Annotated in this window: 15 protein-coding genes and 1 pseudogene; 14 read left to right on the forward strand and 2 right to left on the reverse strand. The window is 49.2% G+C overall.

All coding sequences use genetic code 11. The features are described 5' to 3' along the window. Position 1: 1 nt before the first annotated feature. The 14 genes from purM (at position 2) to AC5W2J_RS15095 (ending at position 15,198) form a co-directional block, all read left to right on the forward strand. Positions 2-1,039: a phosphoribosylformylglycinamidine cyclo-ligase gene (purM, locus tag AC5W2J_RS15030; RefSeq protein ID WP_496060276.1), complete on the forward strand. Its 1,038-nt coding sequence runs from the start codon at positions 2-4 to the stop codon at positions 1,037-1,039. Beyond that, positions 1,036-1,617: a phosphoribosylglycinamide formyltransferase gene (purN, locus tag AC5W2J_RS15035; RefSeq protein ID WP_496060277.1), complete on the forward strand. Its 582-nt coding sequence runs from the start codon at positions 1,036-1,038 to the stop codon at positions 1,615-1,617. The genes purM and purN overlap by 4 nt, the downstream gene beginning before the upstream one ends. A gap of 5 nt (positions 1,618-1,622) precedes the next feature. Further along, positions 1,623-3,161, forward strand: coding sequence for a bifunctional phosphoribosylaminoimidazolecarboxamide formyltransferase/IMP cyclohydrolase (gene purH / locus AC5W2J_RS15040; protein ID WP_496060278.1), 1,539 nt, complete (start codon positions 1,623-1,625; stop codon positions 3,159-3,161). 16 nt (positions 3,162-3,177) lie between these two features. After that, a complete protein-coding gene (gene purD / locus AC5W2J_RS15045; RefSeq protein WP_496060279.1) occupies positions 3,178-4,434 on the forward strand; it encodes a phosphoribosylamine--glycine ligase in 1,257 nt (418 codons plus the stop codon). A gap of 249 nt (positions 4,435-4,683) precedes the next feature. Next, a complete protein-coding gene (locus AC5W2J_RS15050; protein WP_496060280.1) occupies positions 4,684-6,426 on the forward strand; it encodes an adenine deaminase C-terminal domain-containing protein in 1,743 nt (580 codons plus the stop codon). Between the two features lie 131 nt (positions 6,427-6,557). Continuing rightward, positions 6,558-6,860 carry a YerC/YecD family TrpR-related protein gene (locus AC5W2J_RS15055; protein WP_496060281.1) on the forward strand — a complete coding sequence of 101 codons (303 nt, stop codon included), beginning with the start codon at positions 6,558-6,560 and terminating at the stop codon, positions 6,858-6,860. 122 nt (positions 6,861-6,982) lie between these two features. Beyond that, on the forward strand, positions 6,983-7,333 hold the full coding sequence (locus tag AC5W2J_RS15060; protein WP_496060282.1) for a Na-translocating system protein MpsC family protein: 351 nt from the start codon (positions 6,983-6,985) through the stop codon (positions 7,331-7,333). A 235-nt stretch (positions 7,334-7,568) separates the two neighbouring features. Beyond that, positions 7,569-8,915 carry a 5'-deoxyadenosine deaminase gene (locus tag AC5W2J_RS15065; RefSeq protein ID WP_496060283.1) on the forward strand — a complete coding sequence of 449 codons (1,347 nt, stop codon included), beginning with the start codon at positions 7,569-7,571 and terminating at the stop codon, positions 8,913-8,915. 19 nt (positions 8,916-8,934) lie between these two features. Then, the gene (locus tag AC5W2J_RS15070; protein ID WP_496060284.1) at positions 8,935-9,918 is read left to right on the forward strand and encodes an XdhC family protein; all 984 of its coding nucleotides are present in this window, start codon (positions 8,935-8,937) and stop codon (positions 9,916-9,918) included. Then, on the forward strand, positions 9,906-10,517 hold the full coding sequence (locus AC5W2J_RS15075; RefSeq protein ID WP_496060285.1) for a nucleotidyltransferase family protein: 612 nt from the start codon (positions 9,906-9,908) through the stop codon (positions 10,515-10,517). Before AC5W2J_RS15070 ends, AC5W2J_RS15075 begins: the two co-directional genes overlap by 13 nt. Further along, entirely contained in the window at positions 10,490-11,368 is an 879-nt protein-coding gene (locus AC5W2J_RS15080) for an FAD binding domain-containing protein (RefSeq protein WP_496060286.1), read from the forward strand. Before AC5W2J_RS15075 ends, AC5W2J_RS15080 begins: the two co-directional genes overlap by 28 nt. After that, a complete protein-coding gene (gene pucD / locus AC5W2J_RS15085) occupies positions 11,352-13,619 on the forward strand; it encodes a xanthine dehydrogenase subunit D (protein WP_496060287.1) in 2,268 nt (755 codons plus the stop codon). The genes AC5W2J_RS15080 and pucD overlap by 17 nt, the downstream gene beginning before the upstream one ends. Further along, on the forward strand, positions 13,603-14,118 hold the full coding sequence (locus tag AC5W2J_RS15090) for a (2Fe-2S)-binding protein (RefSeq protein WP_496060288.1): 516 nt from the start codon (positions 13,603-13,605) through the stop codon (positions 14,116-14,118). The genes pucD and AC5W2J_RS15090 overlap by 17 nt, the downstream gene beginning before the upstream one ends. Before the next feature lie 153 nt (positions 14,119-14,271). After that, entirely contained in the window at positions 14,272-15,198 is a 927-nt protein-coding gene (locus AC5W2J_RS15095) for a metal ABC transporter solute-binding protein, Zn/Mn family (RefSeq protein WP_496060289.1), read from the forward strand. A gap of 54 nt (positions 15,199-15,252) precedes the next feature. Here AC5W2J_RS15095 and AC5W2J_RS15100 read toward each other — a convergent pair. After that, positions 15,253-15,514, reverse strand: a pseudogene (locus tag AC5W2J_RS15100) (NCS2 family permease); the annotation flags it as partial. 89 nt (positions 15,515-15,603) lie between these two features. Then, positions 15,604-15,960, reverse strand: a complete 357-nt coding sequence (gene uraH / locus AC5W2J_RS15105; protein WP_496060290.1) for a hydroxyisourate hydrolase — start codon at positions 15,958-15,960, stop codon at positions 15,604-15,606. Positions 15,961-15,965: the final 5 nt, after the last annotated feature.

The raw sequence follows: 15,965 nt of genomic DNA on the forward strand, positions 1-15,965 counted from the left end.
GATGTCTGATGCATATAAACAAGCCGGCGTTGATGTAGAGGCCGGCTATGAAGCAGTAAAACGAATGAAAAAGCATACAAGCCGTACGATGCGTCCGGAAGTGATGGGAGGACTCGGAGGGTTCGGCGCCATGTTCGACCTTTCTGCGCTTCCATACAAAGAGCCCGTGCTTATTTCGGGAACAGACGGCGTCGGCACAAAGCTGATGATCGCTTTTCAAATGGATAAACATGATACGATCGGCCAGGATGCCGTCGCTATGTGCGTTAATGACATTGCCGTTCAAGGCGCAGAACCGCTTTATTTTCTCGATTATCTCGCGTGCGGCAAGGCCGTCCCGGAAAAGATCGAAGCAATCGTAAAAGGCGTGGCCGACGGCTGTGAGCAGTCAGGCTGTGCTTTGATCGGCGGGGAAACGGCAGAAATGCCGGGCATGTATGATGCTGATGAATATGACCTTGCAGGATTTGCGGTCGGTGCGGCGGAAAAGAAAGATATTGTCACCGGTGAAAATATCCGGGAAGGAGACGTACTGATCGGTCTTGTCTCCTCCGGTATTCACAGCAACGGGCTTTCTCTTGCCAGAAGTGTCCTGTTTGATAAAGGGAACCTGGAGCTCCAGGAAATCTACTCTCCGCTTGAAAAGAAGCTCGGGCTTGAGCTGTTAACCCCGACAAGAATATATGTAAAAGCAGTACGTGACTTAATGAACACCGTAACTGTGCAGGGAATGGCTCATATTACAGGCGGCGGCTTCTATGAAAATATACCAAGAATGCTTCCGGAAGGTCTTGGTGCGTCCATTCAGACTTCAGCCTGGAAGACACCGGAGATTTTTTCCTTGATTCAGTCTACCGGCAGTCTGTCGGATAAAGATATGTACGGCACCTTTAATATGGGTATCGGCCTGATCGCAGCTGTCCGCCCGGAAGATGCCGATGCGGCACTGCAGGCGCTTCATGCCGGGCAGGAACCAGCCGTGCGGATCGGCTCCGTTACCGACGGAGGTTCGATTGAACTGGATGGCACCGTTTCATGAAAAAAATAGCAGTATTTGCTTCAGGCAGCGGCTCGAATTTCGAAGCCATTGTCCGGGCAGAACAGGAGGGGAGGCTCGGCGCAGCAGTCTCCCTGCTTGTATGTGATAAACCGCAGGCGGCCGTTATTCAAAAAGCAGAAGCACTGCATATTCCCGTATTTTCTTTTCAGGCGAAACAATACAGTTCCAAACAGGCGTTTGAAGAAGAGATTGTACAGGAATTGGAACATCATGGCATCTCTTTTGTTTTTTTGGCAGGATACATGCGCCTGATCGGCCCGGTTCTTCTCCACGCATTTGAAGGACGCATCGTTAATATCCATCCTTCGCTGCTGCCGGCTTTTCCCGGAAAAGATGCGATCGGGCAGGCGTGGCAGGCTGGGGTAAAAATTACCGGGGTGACGATTCATTACGTGGACGAAGGCATGGACACCGGCCGCATTATTGCGCAGGAAGCGGTAAACATCCGCCGCACAGACTCCAAAGAGACATTAACGAACGCCATTCAGGCGATAGAGCATAGATTGTATCCGGAAGTTATCGATGAACTCGCTGGAAAATTGGAAAGGAGCTTTTAACAGGCATGTACACAAAAAGAGCACTGATCAGCGTATCAAACAAAGAGGGCATCGTCCCCTTTGCGAAAAAACTGGAAAGCCTCGGCATTGAAATTATTTCTACAGGAGGCACAAGCCGCGTTCTTAAAGAAGGAGGCGTCAAGGTCATCGGGATTTCCGATGTTACCGGGTTTCCGGAAATTCTGGATGGACGTGTAAAAACCCTTCATCCCAATATTCACAGCGGACTTCTTGCAATGCGTTCGGAAGAAAGCCATATGAAACAGCTTGAAGAACATAATATCGCTCCGATTGACTACGTTATCGTTAATTTGTATCCGTTTAAAGAAACGATTGAACGTCCGGAGACGACATTCGAAGAAGCGATCGAAAACATTGATATCGGCGGACCGACGATGCTCCGCGCCGCTTCCAAAAATTATCAGGATGTTGCAGTGATTACGGATCCCAACGATTACGAAGAGCTGTTACATGAATTGGAGCAGCACGGGGAAATCAGTGTCGAGCGCCGGAAAATGCTGGCAGCGAAAGTTTTCCGCCATACAGCAGCCTATGACGCTATGATCGCCAATTACTTAACAGATCAGACCGGGGAACTTTATCCGGAAACGTACACCGTAACGTATGAGAAGAAGCAGGATCTGCGCTACGGGGAAAACCCCCATCAGAAAGCGGCTTTCTACAGAGAGCCGATCGGCCCGATCAGCTCAATCGCCAACGCGCTGCAGCTGCATGGTAAAGAACTTTCCTACAATAATATTAACGATGCCCAGGCAGCGCTTGAAATGGTAAAAGAATTTTCCCAGCCGGCTGCAGTAGCCGTTAAGCATATGAATCCGTGCGGTGTCGGTGTCGGAGAAACGATTGCCGAAGCGTACCAGAAAGCGTATGAAGCAGACCCAGTGTCTATTTTTGGAGGCATTGTAGCATTAAACCAGGAAGTCGACACGGAAACAGCGGACCAGTTGAAGAATATCTTTCTGGAAATCGTGATTGCCCCGCACTTCTCACAGGAAGCGCTGGACATTTTGTCAGCTAAAAAGAACATCCGTCTCTTGAGTGTTTCCATGGACGAAGCCCCAATGGAGCGTTCGGTAATGACTTCCATTTACGGCGGCACACTTGTCCAGGAACAGGATGCTAAGGGCTTTTTGGATGCGGACGTTCGCGTTGTAACTAAAAGGGAGCCTTCCAAGCAGGAATGGCAGGATCTTAAGCTGGCCTGGAAAATAGTCAAGCACGTGAAGTCAAATGCAATCGTACTGGCTAAAGGCGATAAAACCATTGGAATCGGGGCCGGCCAGATGAACCGCGTCGGCTCTGCAGCTATTGCAGTAGAACAGGCAGGCGAGGAAGCTGTCGGTTCCGCGATGGGTTCTGATGCCTTTTTTCCAATGAAAGATACGGTGGAAGCAGCAGGAGCGGCCGGCGTAACCGCTATTATTCAGCCGGGTGGTTCTATCCGTGATGAAGAATCTATTTCGATGGCTGATGAATTGGGCATTACGATGGTATTTACAGGCATCCGCCACTTTAAACATTAAAAGGAGCGATTCACTTATGAATGTACTCGTTATCGGCGGAGGCGGCCGGGAGCATGCTCTCGCATGGGCGTTCTCTAAAAGCCGGAAAACTAATAAAGTGTTCGCGGCCCCCGGCAATCCGGGCATGAAAGAAGCGGCAGAGTGTACAGCGATCAGCGAGTCGGATCAGAACGGTCTTGTCTCCTTTGCCAAACAGCAGGATATCGGACTGACCGTGATCGGTCCGGAAGTACCGCTGCTTGAAGGACTGGCTGACCGCTTTCATAAGGAAGGCCTGGCCGTTTTCGGCCCTTCCCAGGCTGCTGCCAAAATTGAAGGCAGTAAATCATTTGCCAAAGACATTATGAAGCGTTACAACATACCGACCGGTTTTTATGAAGTGTTTTCTGATTATGATAAGGCGCTGGCGTATGTACAGAAAATCGGTGCTCCCATCGTAATCAAAGCGGACGGCCTGGCGGCAGGCAAAGGCGTGACCGTCGCGCTGACAGAAGAGGAAGCCGGCGAGGCGCTCCGCGATATACTGGTGGACAGTAAATTCGGCGGGGCCGGAGCGGAAGTCGTGATCGAAGAGTACCTGAGCGGGGAAGAACTGTCGCTGATGGCCTTTGTGAACGGAGAAACGGTGATTCCAATGGTAGGCGCCCAGGACCATAAACGTGCCTATGACCAGGATCAGGGACCGAACACCGGCGGGATGGGGGCCTACAGCCCCGTGCCGCAGTTTAAAGAAAAGCAGGTGCAGGAAGCAGTGGAGCAGGTACTTGAGCCTGCTGCTAAAGCCTTGGTGAAAGAAGGTCGTTCGTTTACCGGTATTTTGTATGCCGGGCTGATGATGACAGACAGCGGCGCTAAAGTCATCGAGTTTAATGCCCGTTTCGGCGATCCGGAAGCGCAGGTAGTGCTGCCGCGTCTGGAATCTGATCTGGCAGAAGTGATTCTGGACCTGCTGGCCGGCGGAAAGCCGGTGCTTTCCTGGTCCGACGATGCGGTACTCGGTGTAGTAGCCGCTTCTAAAGGCTATCCCGGCTCTTATGCAAAACATCAGCCGATTGCTGCGGTACCGTCATCTGATATGCTGTTTTTTGCAGGCGTTGAAGAGGAAGGCGGCCAGTATAAAACCGCTGGTGGACGCGTGCTGTTAATCGCAGAAAAAGCTGCAACGCTTGAAGAAGCACAGGTGAAGGTCTACGCGAAGCTTGAAGATCTTGATACGACCCACTTGTTTTACCGTAAAGACATCGGGCATAAAGCCATATCGGCTGCCACCTGATGCATTGAAGTCCTCTGCCGGTCAGGCGGAGGGCTTTTCTATTGCCGGCAGTGAATTTCAATGGAAGATTTCTTCTCAACAACACCAAACAGATCCGTTCTTTTTGTTACAGTAACAGGGGTGCTCCGCCCCGTTAAGCCGGGGCAGAGTTCCCACAGTTGTCACTTCCTTTCGTGGAGTACAGAGGCAAAGTGTGATACGATAGCACTAAATAAGCAAACATAAAAATACAGCAAAGCAGGTGAAAATATGGCATCCCGGTTATTTAGATGGAACAAACAAACACTTCGAAACCAACTTTCCGTTATCAGAGGACAACGCTCACCTGATATAGTATTAAAAAATGCAACGTACTTGAGCAGTGCACGGAAAAAATGGCTGGAAGGCCACATATGGATATCGGACGATCGCATTATATACGTAGGAGACAGCCTTCCCGATAATACTGAACAGGCGGAAGTAGTAGACTGCACAGGCCAGTTTCTTGTGCCAGGTTATATAGAGCCACATGTTCATCCGTTTCAGCTTTACAATCCGCACACTTTTGCAGCGTATGCTTCCCAGCGGGGAACAACGACACTCGTAAATGACAATATGTTTTTCTTTCTGCATGTTGATAAAAAGAAAGCGCTTACACTTATAGAAGAACTGGATAATCTCCCGACTTCCATGTACTGGTGGGCGCGATACGATGCCCAGACGGAAATGGAGGAAGAAGACTCTATTTTTTCTCCTTCCAAAATGATGTCATGGCTGGAGCACCCACTCGTCGTACAGGGCGGGGAACTTACAGCATGGCCGCGGGTCATGACAGGTGATGATACGATTCTTCACTGGATGCAGCAGACGAAAGAAGCAAATAAGCCGATTGAAGGCCATTTGCCCGGTGCTTCCGAAAAAACCATTATCCAAATGGCACTGCTTGGTGTTTCAGGCGACCATGAAGCAATGACGGCGGATGAGGCGCTAATGAGGCTGGACGCAGGAATGACTACTTCCCTGCGCTATTCTTCCATCCGCCCGGATCTGCCGGAAATGCTGGAAGGTCTGCTGGAAGCAGGTATTACCGACTTCAGCCGCTTTACGATGAATACAGACGGCTCCACGCCTTCTTTTTACAAAGATGGGATTATGGACCGCACAATCGAAATCGCTTTGGAAAAAGGAGTGCCGGAAATAGAAGCATACGAAATGGCTTCCTACAACTCTGCCAAGCATCTTGGCATTGATGATTACGTTGGAATGATTGCGCCCGGCCGGCTTGCTCATATTAACTTTCTGAAAGATCCATCAATTCCGAAGCCGGAAGCAGTGATGGCTAAAGGGAAATGGGTGTACCGCGGAGAAGAAAACCTATATCCGCAGAAGCATTTTTCCTGGAGTGAATACGGGGTCCATCCATTAATGCTTGATTGGAACCTTACCTACGATGATCTTCATTTTTCCATGCCGATGGGAATTGAATTAGTCAATTCGGTTATATTAAAGCCGTATCAAATAGGCGTGGACGCAGCCATTGATGAGCTCGATCCTGATCATGATGAGTGCTTTTTTACGATGCTGGACCGCCACGGGAAATGGCGTATTAATACCGTCATAAAAGGCTTCGCGGAAAACCTGGGCGGCCTTGCGACGACATTTTCCAATACCGGTGACATTATTTTAATCGGTAAACGAAAAAAAGACATGCTCCGTGCTTTTGAAGAACTCAAGCAGAATGACGGCGGGATCTTTCTTGTCGAAGACAATGAAGTTATTGAAGGCCTTCCGCTGAAGCTGTTCGGCGCCATGTCGCTTGCACCGATGGAAGAAGTGATTGCCAAGCATGAAAGCATTGAGGCAAAGCTCCGCGAGCGCGGTTATAAGCATGATGACCCTATATACAGCATGCTGTTTTTCTCCTCGACCCACCTGCCTTACATCCGGGTGACCCAAAAGGGAATTTTCGACGTGCATAAGAAAACGGTACTCTTTCCTTCTATTATGCGTTAAACTGTAAAAGTACAGGGCAGAACGGTAACCTAACAAAACAAGTCACTGATTTTCATATGTATCAGCGTCTGAGAAGCAGTTTTACAGCAGGAATGAAAGTTGGACATTCGTTTTAAAGTGAGGTGTAAAGGATGCAGATTGATAAACTTCGTGGAAAAGAATTAGATCAGCTGTTTCAGGCTATATTGTCATTGAAGGATTTGGAAGAATGCTATGCATTTTTTGATGATCTGTGTACCATAAATGAAATTCAATCCTTAGCTCAGCGACTGGAAGTAGCCAGAATGCTGCAGAACGGGAATACGTACCATAAAATCGAAACAGAAACCGGAGCCAGTACGGCTACGATTTCCCGCGTGAAACGCTGTTTGAACTATGGAAATGACAGCTATCAAATGACGCTGGACCGAATCAAAGAAACCCAGGAAAAATAAAGAAACCGCTCCCGGCTCAGCCCGGGGGCGGTTTTTGTATTACAGAAAAAGCTGTCAGATTATGTACACAAACAGAACGGAGCCCGGAGAGTATTTATTATACTAATAGGAGGAGGGACAACATGAACGCATATAACAAAATGGATGAAAAAACACTGCGGAAAGAAGTGGCGCAGATTTATAATAAAGTCAATCAGGATATGTACAAAGTCGGGGTCAGGAAACAGAAAATCGAGATGCTGCAGGACAAGATTCTGGTGTTTGGGGAGCATCAGCGCGTGCCGGCGCTCGAAGCCATTCATAAGAAGTATCCGGAACTTACGTTGACCGTGGACACGACCTTGATCAAAGAATTTAAAGAACGTCTGAAGGCAGAATTGGAAAAGCAGCTTTCGATTAAAGTGAAAACGATTTTAAAAGACTTTGATCCTGTTACAGAAGAAGCGGCGGCCATTATTTATATTGATACATAAAATATGTAAGGATATCTAACAAATAACCAGACAAACTGGTGTTTTTTTCATACGATATTAACAATTAAACGAAAAGGAAACAGCCTGTTTATCCGGGCAGTCTCTTTTAATCGAAAAATCGGGAGCTGTCTTTCCGCTGGTCGGAAAAGAATAGAAGCCGGAGAAGCGCATAGTCGAAGGACTGTGTAATTCTCCGGCTTTTTTATCCCAAATACACAGTAAAGAAGGGATTCTCATGAAAGATATTCTAATAAAGAATGCGGAAATCATTACAATAAATGATGGAATGGATATTATAAACGGGGACATATTGATTCAGGATGGACGTATTGCAGCGATAGGCCGGGATATTCAGGAGCTGGATCCGGCCCAGACGAGAATGATTGACGGCACGGGAAAAACGGTGCTTCCTGGTTTTATCCAAACACATATTCATTTATGTCAGACGATTTTCCGGGGACAGGCAGATGACTTGGAATTAATGGACTGGCTGAAAAAAAGGCTGTGGCCGCTTGAAGCTGCCCACGACGAGGAATCTATTTACTATTCGGCGATGCTCGGTATTGGAGAGTGCATCAGCGGTGGAACGACTACCATCGTTGATATGGAGACGGTCCATCACACCGAATCGGCGTTTCAGGCAATTGCCGAAAGCGGCATCCGCGCGCTTTCCGGAAAAGTTATGATGGATGTCGGCGACGACGTACCGCCGCAGCTGCTTGAAAATACCCGGACTTCTATTAAAGAAAGCGTGGCACTTCTGGAACGATGGCACGGCTATGACAACGGACGAATTCAGTATGCTTTCAGCCCGCGCTTTGTTGTTTCCTGCACGGAAGAGCTGCTGACGGAAGTCCGTGATTTATCTGATTATTACAATGTATATGTTCATACCCACGCTTCCGAAAACAAAAGCGAAATAGAGCTGGTGGAATCGCAGCGCGGCATGCCGAATGTCGAATACCTCGATCACATTGGGCTGGCAAACGAGCGCCTTATCCTGGCGCACTGCGTGTGGCTCAATGAAAAAGAGAGGCAGATTATTAAAGAAAAACAGGTAAAAATGGTGCATTGTCCGGGATCAAACTTAAAGCTTGCCTCCGGAATTGCAGATACGTACACCCTGGACTCCGATGGCTGTGATATCAGCATTGGGGCAGACGGAGCCGCCTGCAATAACAATCTGAATATGTTTCACGAAATGAAGCTGGCCGCTCTTCTGCCTAAACCAATTCACGGTCCTACGGCAATGCCTGCAGCGAAAGTACTTCGTATGGCTACACGCGGCGGAGCAAAGGCAATAGGAATGGATCATGAACTCGGAAGCATTGAAACCGGTAAAAAAGCGGACTTATTTCTGATGGACCTGCGTGATTTTCACAGCTATCCTTCCGAAACGGTCGATCCGTATTCCCGCGTAGTGTATTCAGCGCAGGCCCAGGATGTAGAAACAACAATTATTGATGGGAAAATTGTTATGGAAAACAAAAAGCATCTGACTGTAAACAAATCAGATGTGCTTACCCAGTCGAACGTTTCCATTAAACGCATGCTCGCCGCCGTTCAAAAGATAGTGACGTAAAAAAGAAAGGAGATATCAGATGGAAAACCTGCATAGGATTATTCAGGCGCTGCGTCATATGAATCACGGCGAGCCTGCCATGCTGGCGACAATTATTCACGTAGAAGGGTCGGCTTATCGAAAAGAAGGCACTACCATGCTGGTAGATCACATGGGAGCGATGACAGGAGTATTAAGCGGCGGCTGCCTGGAGCAGGACATTGCAGCCAGGGTCACAGAAGTATGGGAGCACGGAGACCGGACGGTGGAATACGACATGCGCGGGTATGATCCGCTGTCCTGGGGAGAAGGCACCGGCTGTAATGGAAGTGTTTTCGTTCATATGGAGCCTCTGCGGGCTGAACAAATCCACCGGCTTTTTACAATCGAGGGTCTTCTAAAAGAAGGGAAAGAAGCGGTCGTGCTGCGTGTGGAAAAAGAGAGCCGGCTGAAAACGGCATTGGTTTCTTCTGAAGAAGTGTCCCTTGTGAAAACGAAAGGGCGCTTTATCACTTCCACCGGAGAAATAATGTACGTCCAGGTTATCAAGCCTAAACAGCGGCTGGTTATATTTGGAGCTGGTACGGATGTGGAACCGCTTGTGCAAATCGCTTCGATGAGTGGCTTTTCCGTAACGGTTGCTGATTGGCGCGTGGAAAGATGCCGGAAACAGATTCATCCGGCAGCAGAGGCGATCTACTGTGGATTTCCTGAAGAACTGGCTGCAAAGGTGCCGGTTGCTCCTTCTGATTTTGTGCTGTTGATGACCCACCATTTTCAATACGACAAAGAGCTGCTCGAGTATCTGATTCCAAAATGTCCGATGTATCTCGGTATTCTCGGTTCCAAAGCGAGGGCGGAACGGCTGCAGAACGGACGACCGCTTCCGGAGTGGATTACGTCTCCTGTCGGTCTTTCCATTAAAGCAGAGGGACCAGAAGAAATTGCGGTCAGTATTTTAGCGGAAATCATTCCGTTGTCCAAACAGTCTGCCGTTAAGGAGGCAGCGAGGTGGAAAAGGTGACAGGTATTTATCTGGCTGCCGGCGAAAGCAGACGAATGCAGGAAAACAAGCTTCATCTGCCTGCAGGAAGCATGTCACTTGGCAGTGTTGCGTTAAAGCAGGCACTTTTATCGGAACTCGATACGACAATTATTGTGACCCGTCCCGGCACGGATACCCGGTGGATTGCTCCCTTATTTTATCAGGGATCCTGGAGGGAAAGATGGACAACCGTAGTGGCCGGACGGGCAGAGGAAGGCCAGGCCTATTCCCTGCGGCGCGGTATAGAAGAAGCGGAAGCTGCGGGAGCAGATGCGGTAGTTATACTGCTGGCAGATCAGCCGTTTGTTACTGCAAAAAGAATCAATCAGTTAATCAGCACCTGTGAAAATGCTTCCCAGGATTATGCCGCAATGGGTCGCCTGCAGCCGCCGCTTCTGCTGCAAAAGCAGCTGTTTTCCCGTTTGAAACAGCTTGAAGGAGATAAAGGAGCACGATCTTGTCTCCGTGGTGATAATTCCCTGCAGGGAACTGTTTTTTCTGCAGCAAACGAGGCGCTTTTCTATGACATAGACACAAAGGAAGATTACCAATGGCTGGTGCAAACAGTATCGTTTTAACTCCGCATACAATAGAGGAGGCCTGGCAGCTGAAAGAAACATATGGGGCGGACGCCGCTTTTATGATGGGCGGCACCACGTTTCAACTGCAGCGGGAAAAAGGTACTCCGCTTCCATCGTATATGATTATGCTGCAGGCGCTCGAGGAACTGCAGACGCTTCAACGACAGGGAGAAAATGGCGAAGATTTTCTGTCTATCGGAGCCAATGTACTGCTTCGTTATTGTATCGATCATCCTATTTTAAAGGCGCACGTTCCAGTATTATGCAGAGCGGCCGGTGCTGTTGGATCGCCTGCCATCAGAAACCAGGGAACCCTTGGAGGCAACATCGGCTATCGTAAAGGGGATGCAGCCGCATCACTGCTCGTGTTAAATGCCAAGGTTCGTTTTATGGATGAAGATGGAGAGAAGGTGCTGCCGTTGGACCACTATCTGAACCGGACACAGGAACGGGCAGCTCTTCTGCTCGCTGTTCAGCTTCCGCTCCCATCACCAACACTTACTTTTTTTGAAAAAGTAGGGAGCCGGGAAACGTTCAGCCCTTCGATCCTGACTGTAGCGGCATCGGCGGACCGGACGCCGGCAGGGCGTCTGAAACACGTAAGAATTGCCGTAGGCGGTGGAGATCAGCCGCCGGAGCGGATGCCTGCCGCAGAAGCCTGTCTGGAAAATCAGACGCTGACTCATTCGGCAGTGACAACAGTCTGCGAAATGATTCTGGAAGAATATGCCCCGGTATCCGATGTGTTTGCAGCATCCGGCTATCGAAAAATGGCTGCCGGCATGATCCTGGAGTCTGCATTGGAAATCTGGAAAGAGGAGGATAGAACCCATGCCGCTGAAAAATGATGGAAACATCCGGCCGGACGGCATAGAGAAAGTGACAGGCACGCTTAAATATTTAACGGACCGTCGGATAGAAGGCATGCTTTACGGCCGGGTGCTTCGCAGCCGCTCTCCCCATGCTTTGATTAAACACATCCAAATAAAAGAAGCAGAAGCCTTTCCCGGCGTAAAAGCCGTTATTACAGCGGCAGATGTTCCCGGCTTAAATGGGTTTGGTATCGTGATGCCGAACCAGCCGGTGTTTTGTGAAGACAAAGTCCGCTATATGGGAGACGCAGTCGCGGCCGTTGCGGCCGTATCGAAAGAAGCCGCGGAGGAAGCTCTGGAGAAGATCATCGTCGAGTACGAGGAACTGCCTATTATAGATACGATGGAAAAAAGCCTGGCCCCGGACGCACCGGCGCTTCATAAAGACGGAAATATTCTGCATCAGGCAGAGCAGCAGCGCGGGCATGCTGACAGTGCATTCGCTGCCTGTGAAGTCGTCGTAGAGGAAACATATGAAACACCCCGGCAGATGCACACCTATATGGAAACGGAAGGCGGGGTGGTCGTCCCGGAAGCAGGCGGTGGGATTACGGTTTACATGGGTACCCAGCACGGGCTCAAGGACCGGTTTCAACTCTCCAGAATTCTGCAGATGGAAGAAGAGCGTATCCGCATCGTATCGAGTCCAATAGGAGGTTCGTTCGGCGGAAAAGATGAGTTGAACGTACAGCCTTATGCGGCACTGCTCGCACTGAAAACGGGAAAGCCGGTTCAAATCCATAACAGCCGGAAAGAATCGGTCCGTGCTGGAATTAAACGCCATGCAATGAAAATTAAAATGAAAACGGGAGTGGACAAAAAAGGAAAGCTTATCGCCCACGAGACGTATATTGAGGCAGATACCGGAGCCTATGCCACATTAGGACCGGCTGTTCTGGAATTTGCAGTAGAACATGCGTCCGGACCGTATGATATTGAGCATGTCCGGACAAAAGGGTTATCGATCTACACTAATAACGGTGTAGCTGGTGAGTTCCGCGGCTTCGGTGGAAATCAGGTTACCTTTGCGCTCGAAGGACAGGTCAGCCGGCTGGCGGCTGCACTTAACATGGATCTGCACGATTTCCAGGCAGTCAATATGAGAAAGCATGAATCACCGGGACCGCTCGGCCACCGGATTGCGCCGACAAACGGCGGGCTGTTAGTACTGGAGGCCGCGGAGCGTATTAGAAAAGAAAAACAGACGGAACTGGCAGAAAAGCCGCCGGCCGCAAAGTATATCAAGCGCGGGCTCGGTACAGCTGTGGCCATGCATGGCGGAGGACTTGGATACGGGCGTCTCGATCCTTCCGGAGGCATGATCCGTCTGAATGAGGAAGGGAAAATAGAAGGTGTTTTTGGATTTGAAGAATGCGGCCAGGGCATTGTAGCGGTTATTGAAAATACACTTGTTCAGGCGTTTGAATGCAGTCGGGAAGACGTCTGCTTTCTGATAGGAGACACAGAAAAAGTGCCGGTTTCCGGTTCGACGACGGCTTCGCGCGGTACAAGCATGGTCTATCATGCCATCCAGCGGCTGAAGCCTTTGTTTCAGAAGCGGCTTTTTGAACGGGCCGCAGCTGTACTTGGGAAAAGCACGGAGGGGTTTTATACAGGAAAAGGCGGAGTGTATCTACTGGAAACAAGAGAACAGGCCGTATCTTACCGGGAGCTTTTCGAGGCGTTTCCAGAAAAAATGCTGGAAGTGCAGACAACCTTCGATTTTCCGGTGACGCCGGACGAAATTGACTCCGGGCATTTTTTATATACGTTTGGTGCTGTGGTGGCGGAAATAGAACTTGATATACGTCTTGGCAGGGTCAAGGTGATTGGTCTGCAGCATGCGGCAGCGGCCGGTCCCGTCGTAAATCCAAAAGGGTACAGAGGCCAGATAGAAGGCGGAGGTGTTATGTCTGTCGGCTACAGTTTAATGGAAGATGCTGCTATGACATACGGCCGGTATGACACCGACAATCTGGATACGTACATGATTCCAACGATTCAGGATGTACCGGCAGTAATGGCGGTGGAGGCGATTGAAGATTTATACGAACAAGACAAGTACGGCCCGCGCGGCGTAGGGGAAATCGGAACGGTAGCTGTGGCTCCCGCGATTGCAGAAGCCGTGTTTCAAGCGATCGGCACTCATATCACCAGTATTCCGGTTTCAAGAGAACTATTGATGAAGCTGGGCCGAGAGGAGAATGCAGATGAAATCCGCGCATAACAGCACAACGAAAAAAACCATTCGTTTTCAAGTGAATCAGGAACAAGTAACGTACAATGGAAATCCAGTCGAAAGAATGGTGGATGTACTTAGAGACGATCTGCAGCAGACAGGCACGAAACTTTCCTGTGGCATTGGCCGGTGCGGTGCCTGTTCGATCCTCGTAGATGGAGAGCTGATGAATGCCTGCCTGGTTATGCCCTGCCAGGTAGAGGGGAGCAGCATAACAACGATAGAAGGAATTGGATCAAAAGAGGCAATGGATCCGATTCAAAAAGCCTTTTTAACAGAAGGCGGGTTTCAATGCGGCTACTGTACGCCCGGCATGATTGTTGCGGCTAAAGCATTGTTGGACAAAAACAGCGATCCATCCGTGGAAGACATTCAAGAGGCATTGGCAGGCAATCTCTGCCGCTGTACAGGCTATGCCAGTATTATAAGGGCTGTCCAAAAGGCAGCCGACAGCCTTGCTTTCGAAGGATCAAGTGACAGTCCCTAATAGGGGCTTTTTTGTTTGAAAAAATCAGGAATATAATTGACGAAAAATAAAAAATAGTCTATTCTTTCCTTAGGGAAACATTTTAGACTTAAACTAAATAATATTTTTTTTACTATAAAATTTGCCCATAGGCAAATTCAAGGGGGAAGCAAGATGAAAAAAACAGGAGTCGTAATTGGAATGGCAGCATTAGTGGGAATACTATCTGCCTGCGGAACCGGCGATAACGAAGCGGTAAGTGAAGACGAGCCGCTGCAGGTGCTTGCGACTACTTCCCAGGTAGGCGATATGGTTAATGATATCGGCGGAGAATACGTAGAAGTGGAAACGTTAATGGGACCCGGCGTGGATCCCCACCTGTACCAGCCGACTCAGGAAGACATAGGGAAATTGGCAAATGCTGATATTATTTTCTATAATGGATTGAATCTGGAAGGAAATATGCAGGAAGTATTTGATAATGTAGGAGACGAAACAAGTGCTGTTCCTGTAGCAGAAAATATTCCGGAGGACATGCTGCAGACCGAAGCAGACAGTGATTCAACGGATCCGCACGTCTGGTTTGACCCGGAGATGTGGGGATATACGGCGGATGCTGTAACAGAAGAGCTGTCTTCGCTGAATGAAGAAAACAGCGATTTGTATGAAGAGCAGGGCGAAGCATACAAAGCTATGCTGACGGAGCTTGATACGTATGCGGAAGAAGAGCTGAATACGATACCGGAAGAAAGCAGGGTGCTCGTTACCGCCCACGATGCCTTCGGCTATTTTGGCAATGCTTACAACATGGAAGTAGAAGGACTGCAGGGGCTGAGCACGGATTCGGAGTACAGCGTGCGTGATGTGGACAATATTGTGAACCTGCTTGTCGACCGGGAAATAAATGCTGTTTTTGTAGAATCCAGTGTATCCGACCGCTCGATTAATGCCATTATTGAAGGGGCGGCCCAGCAGGGTCATGAAGTGGAAATAGGCGGAGAACTTTATTCAGATGCAATGGGAGAAGAAGGAACGGAAGAGGGAACCTATGAAGGCATGTTCCGACATAATATAGATACGATCGCCGGTTCTCTTCAGTAAACAAACGGGGAATGCTTTTCAGCAAACGCGCCTTTACGGCGCTTTTTTTTGTTGTTACAAAGCCTGAATATAAACAGCTTTACCGGCTGCCATCATCAATTGACAGTGCATGGGATAAAAGATAAAGCCAAAGGTAATGCCTGTCGCAATGCTGTAGGTAAGGGGCATCGCAACAATGGTTAGAAAAGCGGGCACAGCGATTCCTCCCTCCACTCAATGAAGCGGCGGTTACTCCTTCTGTCACTACGGCTAAAAGAGGGAAAAAGAACAGGGCCCCTGCTGTCACAACAGACGTAAAACCGGTACGGCCACCGGCAATGCTCTCTTTCCGGTATGTAGTATGTAGTGTATCAAATGAAAAGCAGTTCTTCACGTATGTTCCTCTCTTTCTTGGATGGTAACGTCTCAGCTGCCCCGGTAGGTCTGGTAGCCCCAGAGAGAAATAAGCAGCGGGATATGATAATGCTCCTCCGGCGCAGATATGCCGAATCTTATGTTGACGTGCTGTAAAAAGCGGGGTTCTTCGGCCGGACTTTGTTCGATGGAAGCAAAATAATCCCCGATATAAAACAGCATTTCGTATTCACCGGTTTTGAGCTCCTTGGATGGGAGCAGCGGGGTGTCGAATCTGCCATCTTCGTTGGTCCGGTCTTCCCGGAGCAGAACACGGGTGCCTGCAGTATCAATAGAAAACAGCTGCACCTGAACGGAAGCTGCCGGACGGCCGTGGGCGATATCAAGAATATGAGTGGTGAGTGCCATAGGTA

This window comes from Sinobaca sp. SA16-1, assembly GCF_059510515.1.

Coding starts and splice junctions, on each gene's coding strand:
- purM (WP_496060276.1), top strand. CDS start 2: ATGTCTGATGCATATAAACAAGCCGGCGTTGATGTAGAGGCCGGCTAT.
- purN (WP_496060277.1), top strand. CDS start 1,036: ATGAAAAAAATAGCAGTATTTGCTTCAGGCAGCGGCTCGAATTTCGAA.
- purH (WP_496060278.1), top strand. CDS start 1,623: ATGTACACAAAAAGAGCACTGATCAGCGTATCAAACAAAGAGGGCATC.
- purD (WP_496060279.1), top strand. CDS start 3,178: ATGAATGTACTCGTTATCGGCGGAGGCGGCCGGGAGCATGCTCTCGCA.
- AC5W2J_RS15050 (WP_496060280.1), top strand. CDS start 4,684: ATGGCATCCCGGTTATTTAGATGGAACAAACAAACACTTCGAAACCAA.
- AC5W2J_RS15055 (WP_496060281.1), top strand. CDS start 6,558: ATGCAGATTGATAAACTTCGTGGAAAAGAATTAGATCAGCTGTTTCAG.
- AC5W2J_RS15060 (WP_496060282.1), top strand. CDS start 6,983: ATGAACGCATATAACAAAATGGATGAAAAAACACTGCGGAAAGAAGTG.
- AC5W2J_RS15065 (WP_496060283.1), top strand. CDS start 7,569: ATGAAAGATATTCTAATAAAGAATGCGGAAATCATTACAATAAATGAT.
- AC5W2J_RS15070 (WP_496060284.1), top strand. CDS start 8,935: ATGGAAAACCTGCATAGGATTATTCAGGCGCTGCGTCATATGAATCAC.
- AC5W2J_RS15080 (WP_496060286.1), top strand. CDS start 10,490: ATGGCTGGTGCAAACAGTATCGTTTTAACTCCGCATACAATAGAGGAG.
- pucD (WP_496060287.1), top strand. CDS start 11,352: ATGCCGCTGAAAAATGATGGAAACATCCGGCCGGACGGCATAGAGAAA.
- AC5W2J_RS15090 (WP_496060288.1), top strand. CDS start 13,603: ATGAAATCCGCGCATAACAGCACAACGAAAAAAACCATTCGTTTTCAA.
- AC5W2J_RS15095 (WP_496060289.1), top strand. CDS start 14,272: ATGAAAAAAACAGGAGTCGTAATTGGAATGGCAGCATTAGTGGGAATA.
- uraH (WP_496060290.1), bottom strand. CDS start 15,960: ATGGCACTCACCACTCATATTCTTGATATCGCCCACGGCCGTCCGGCA.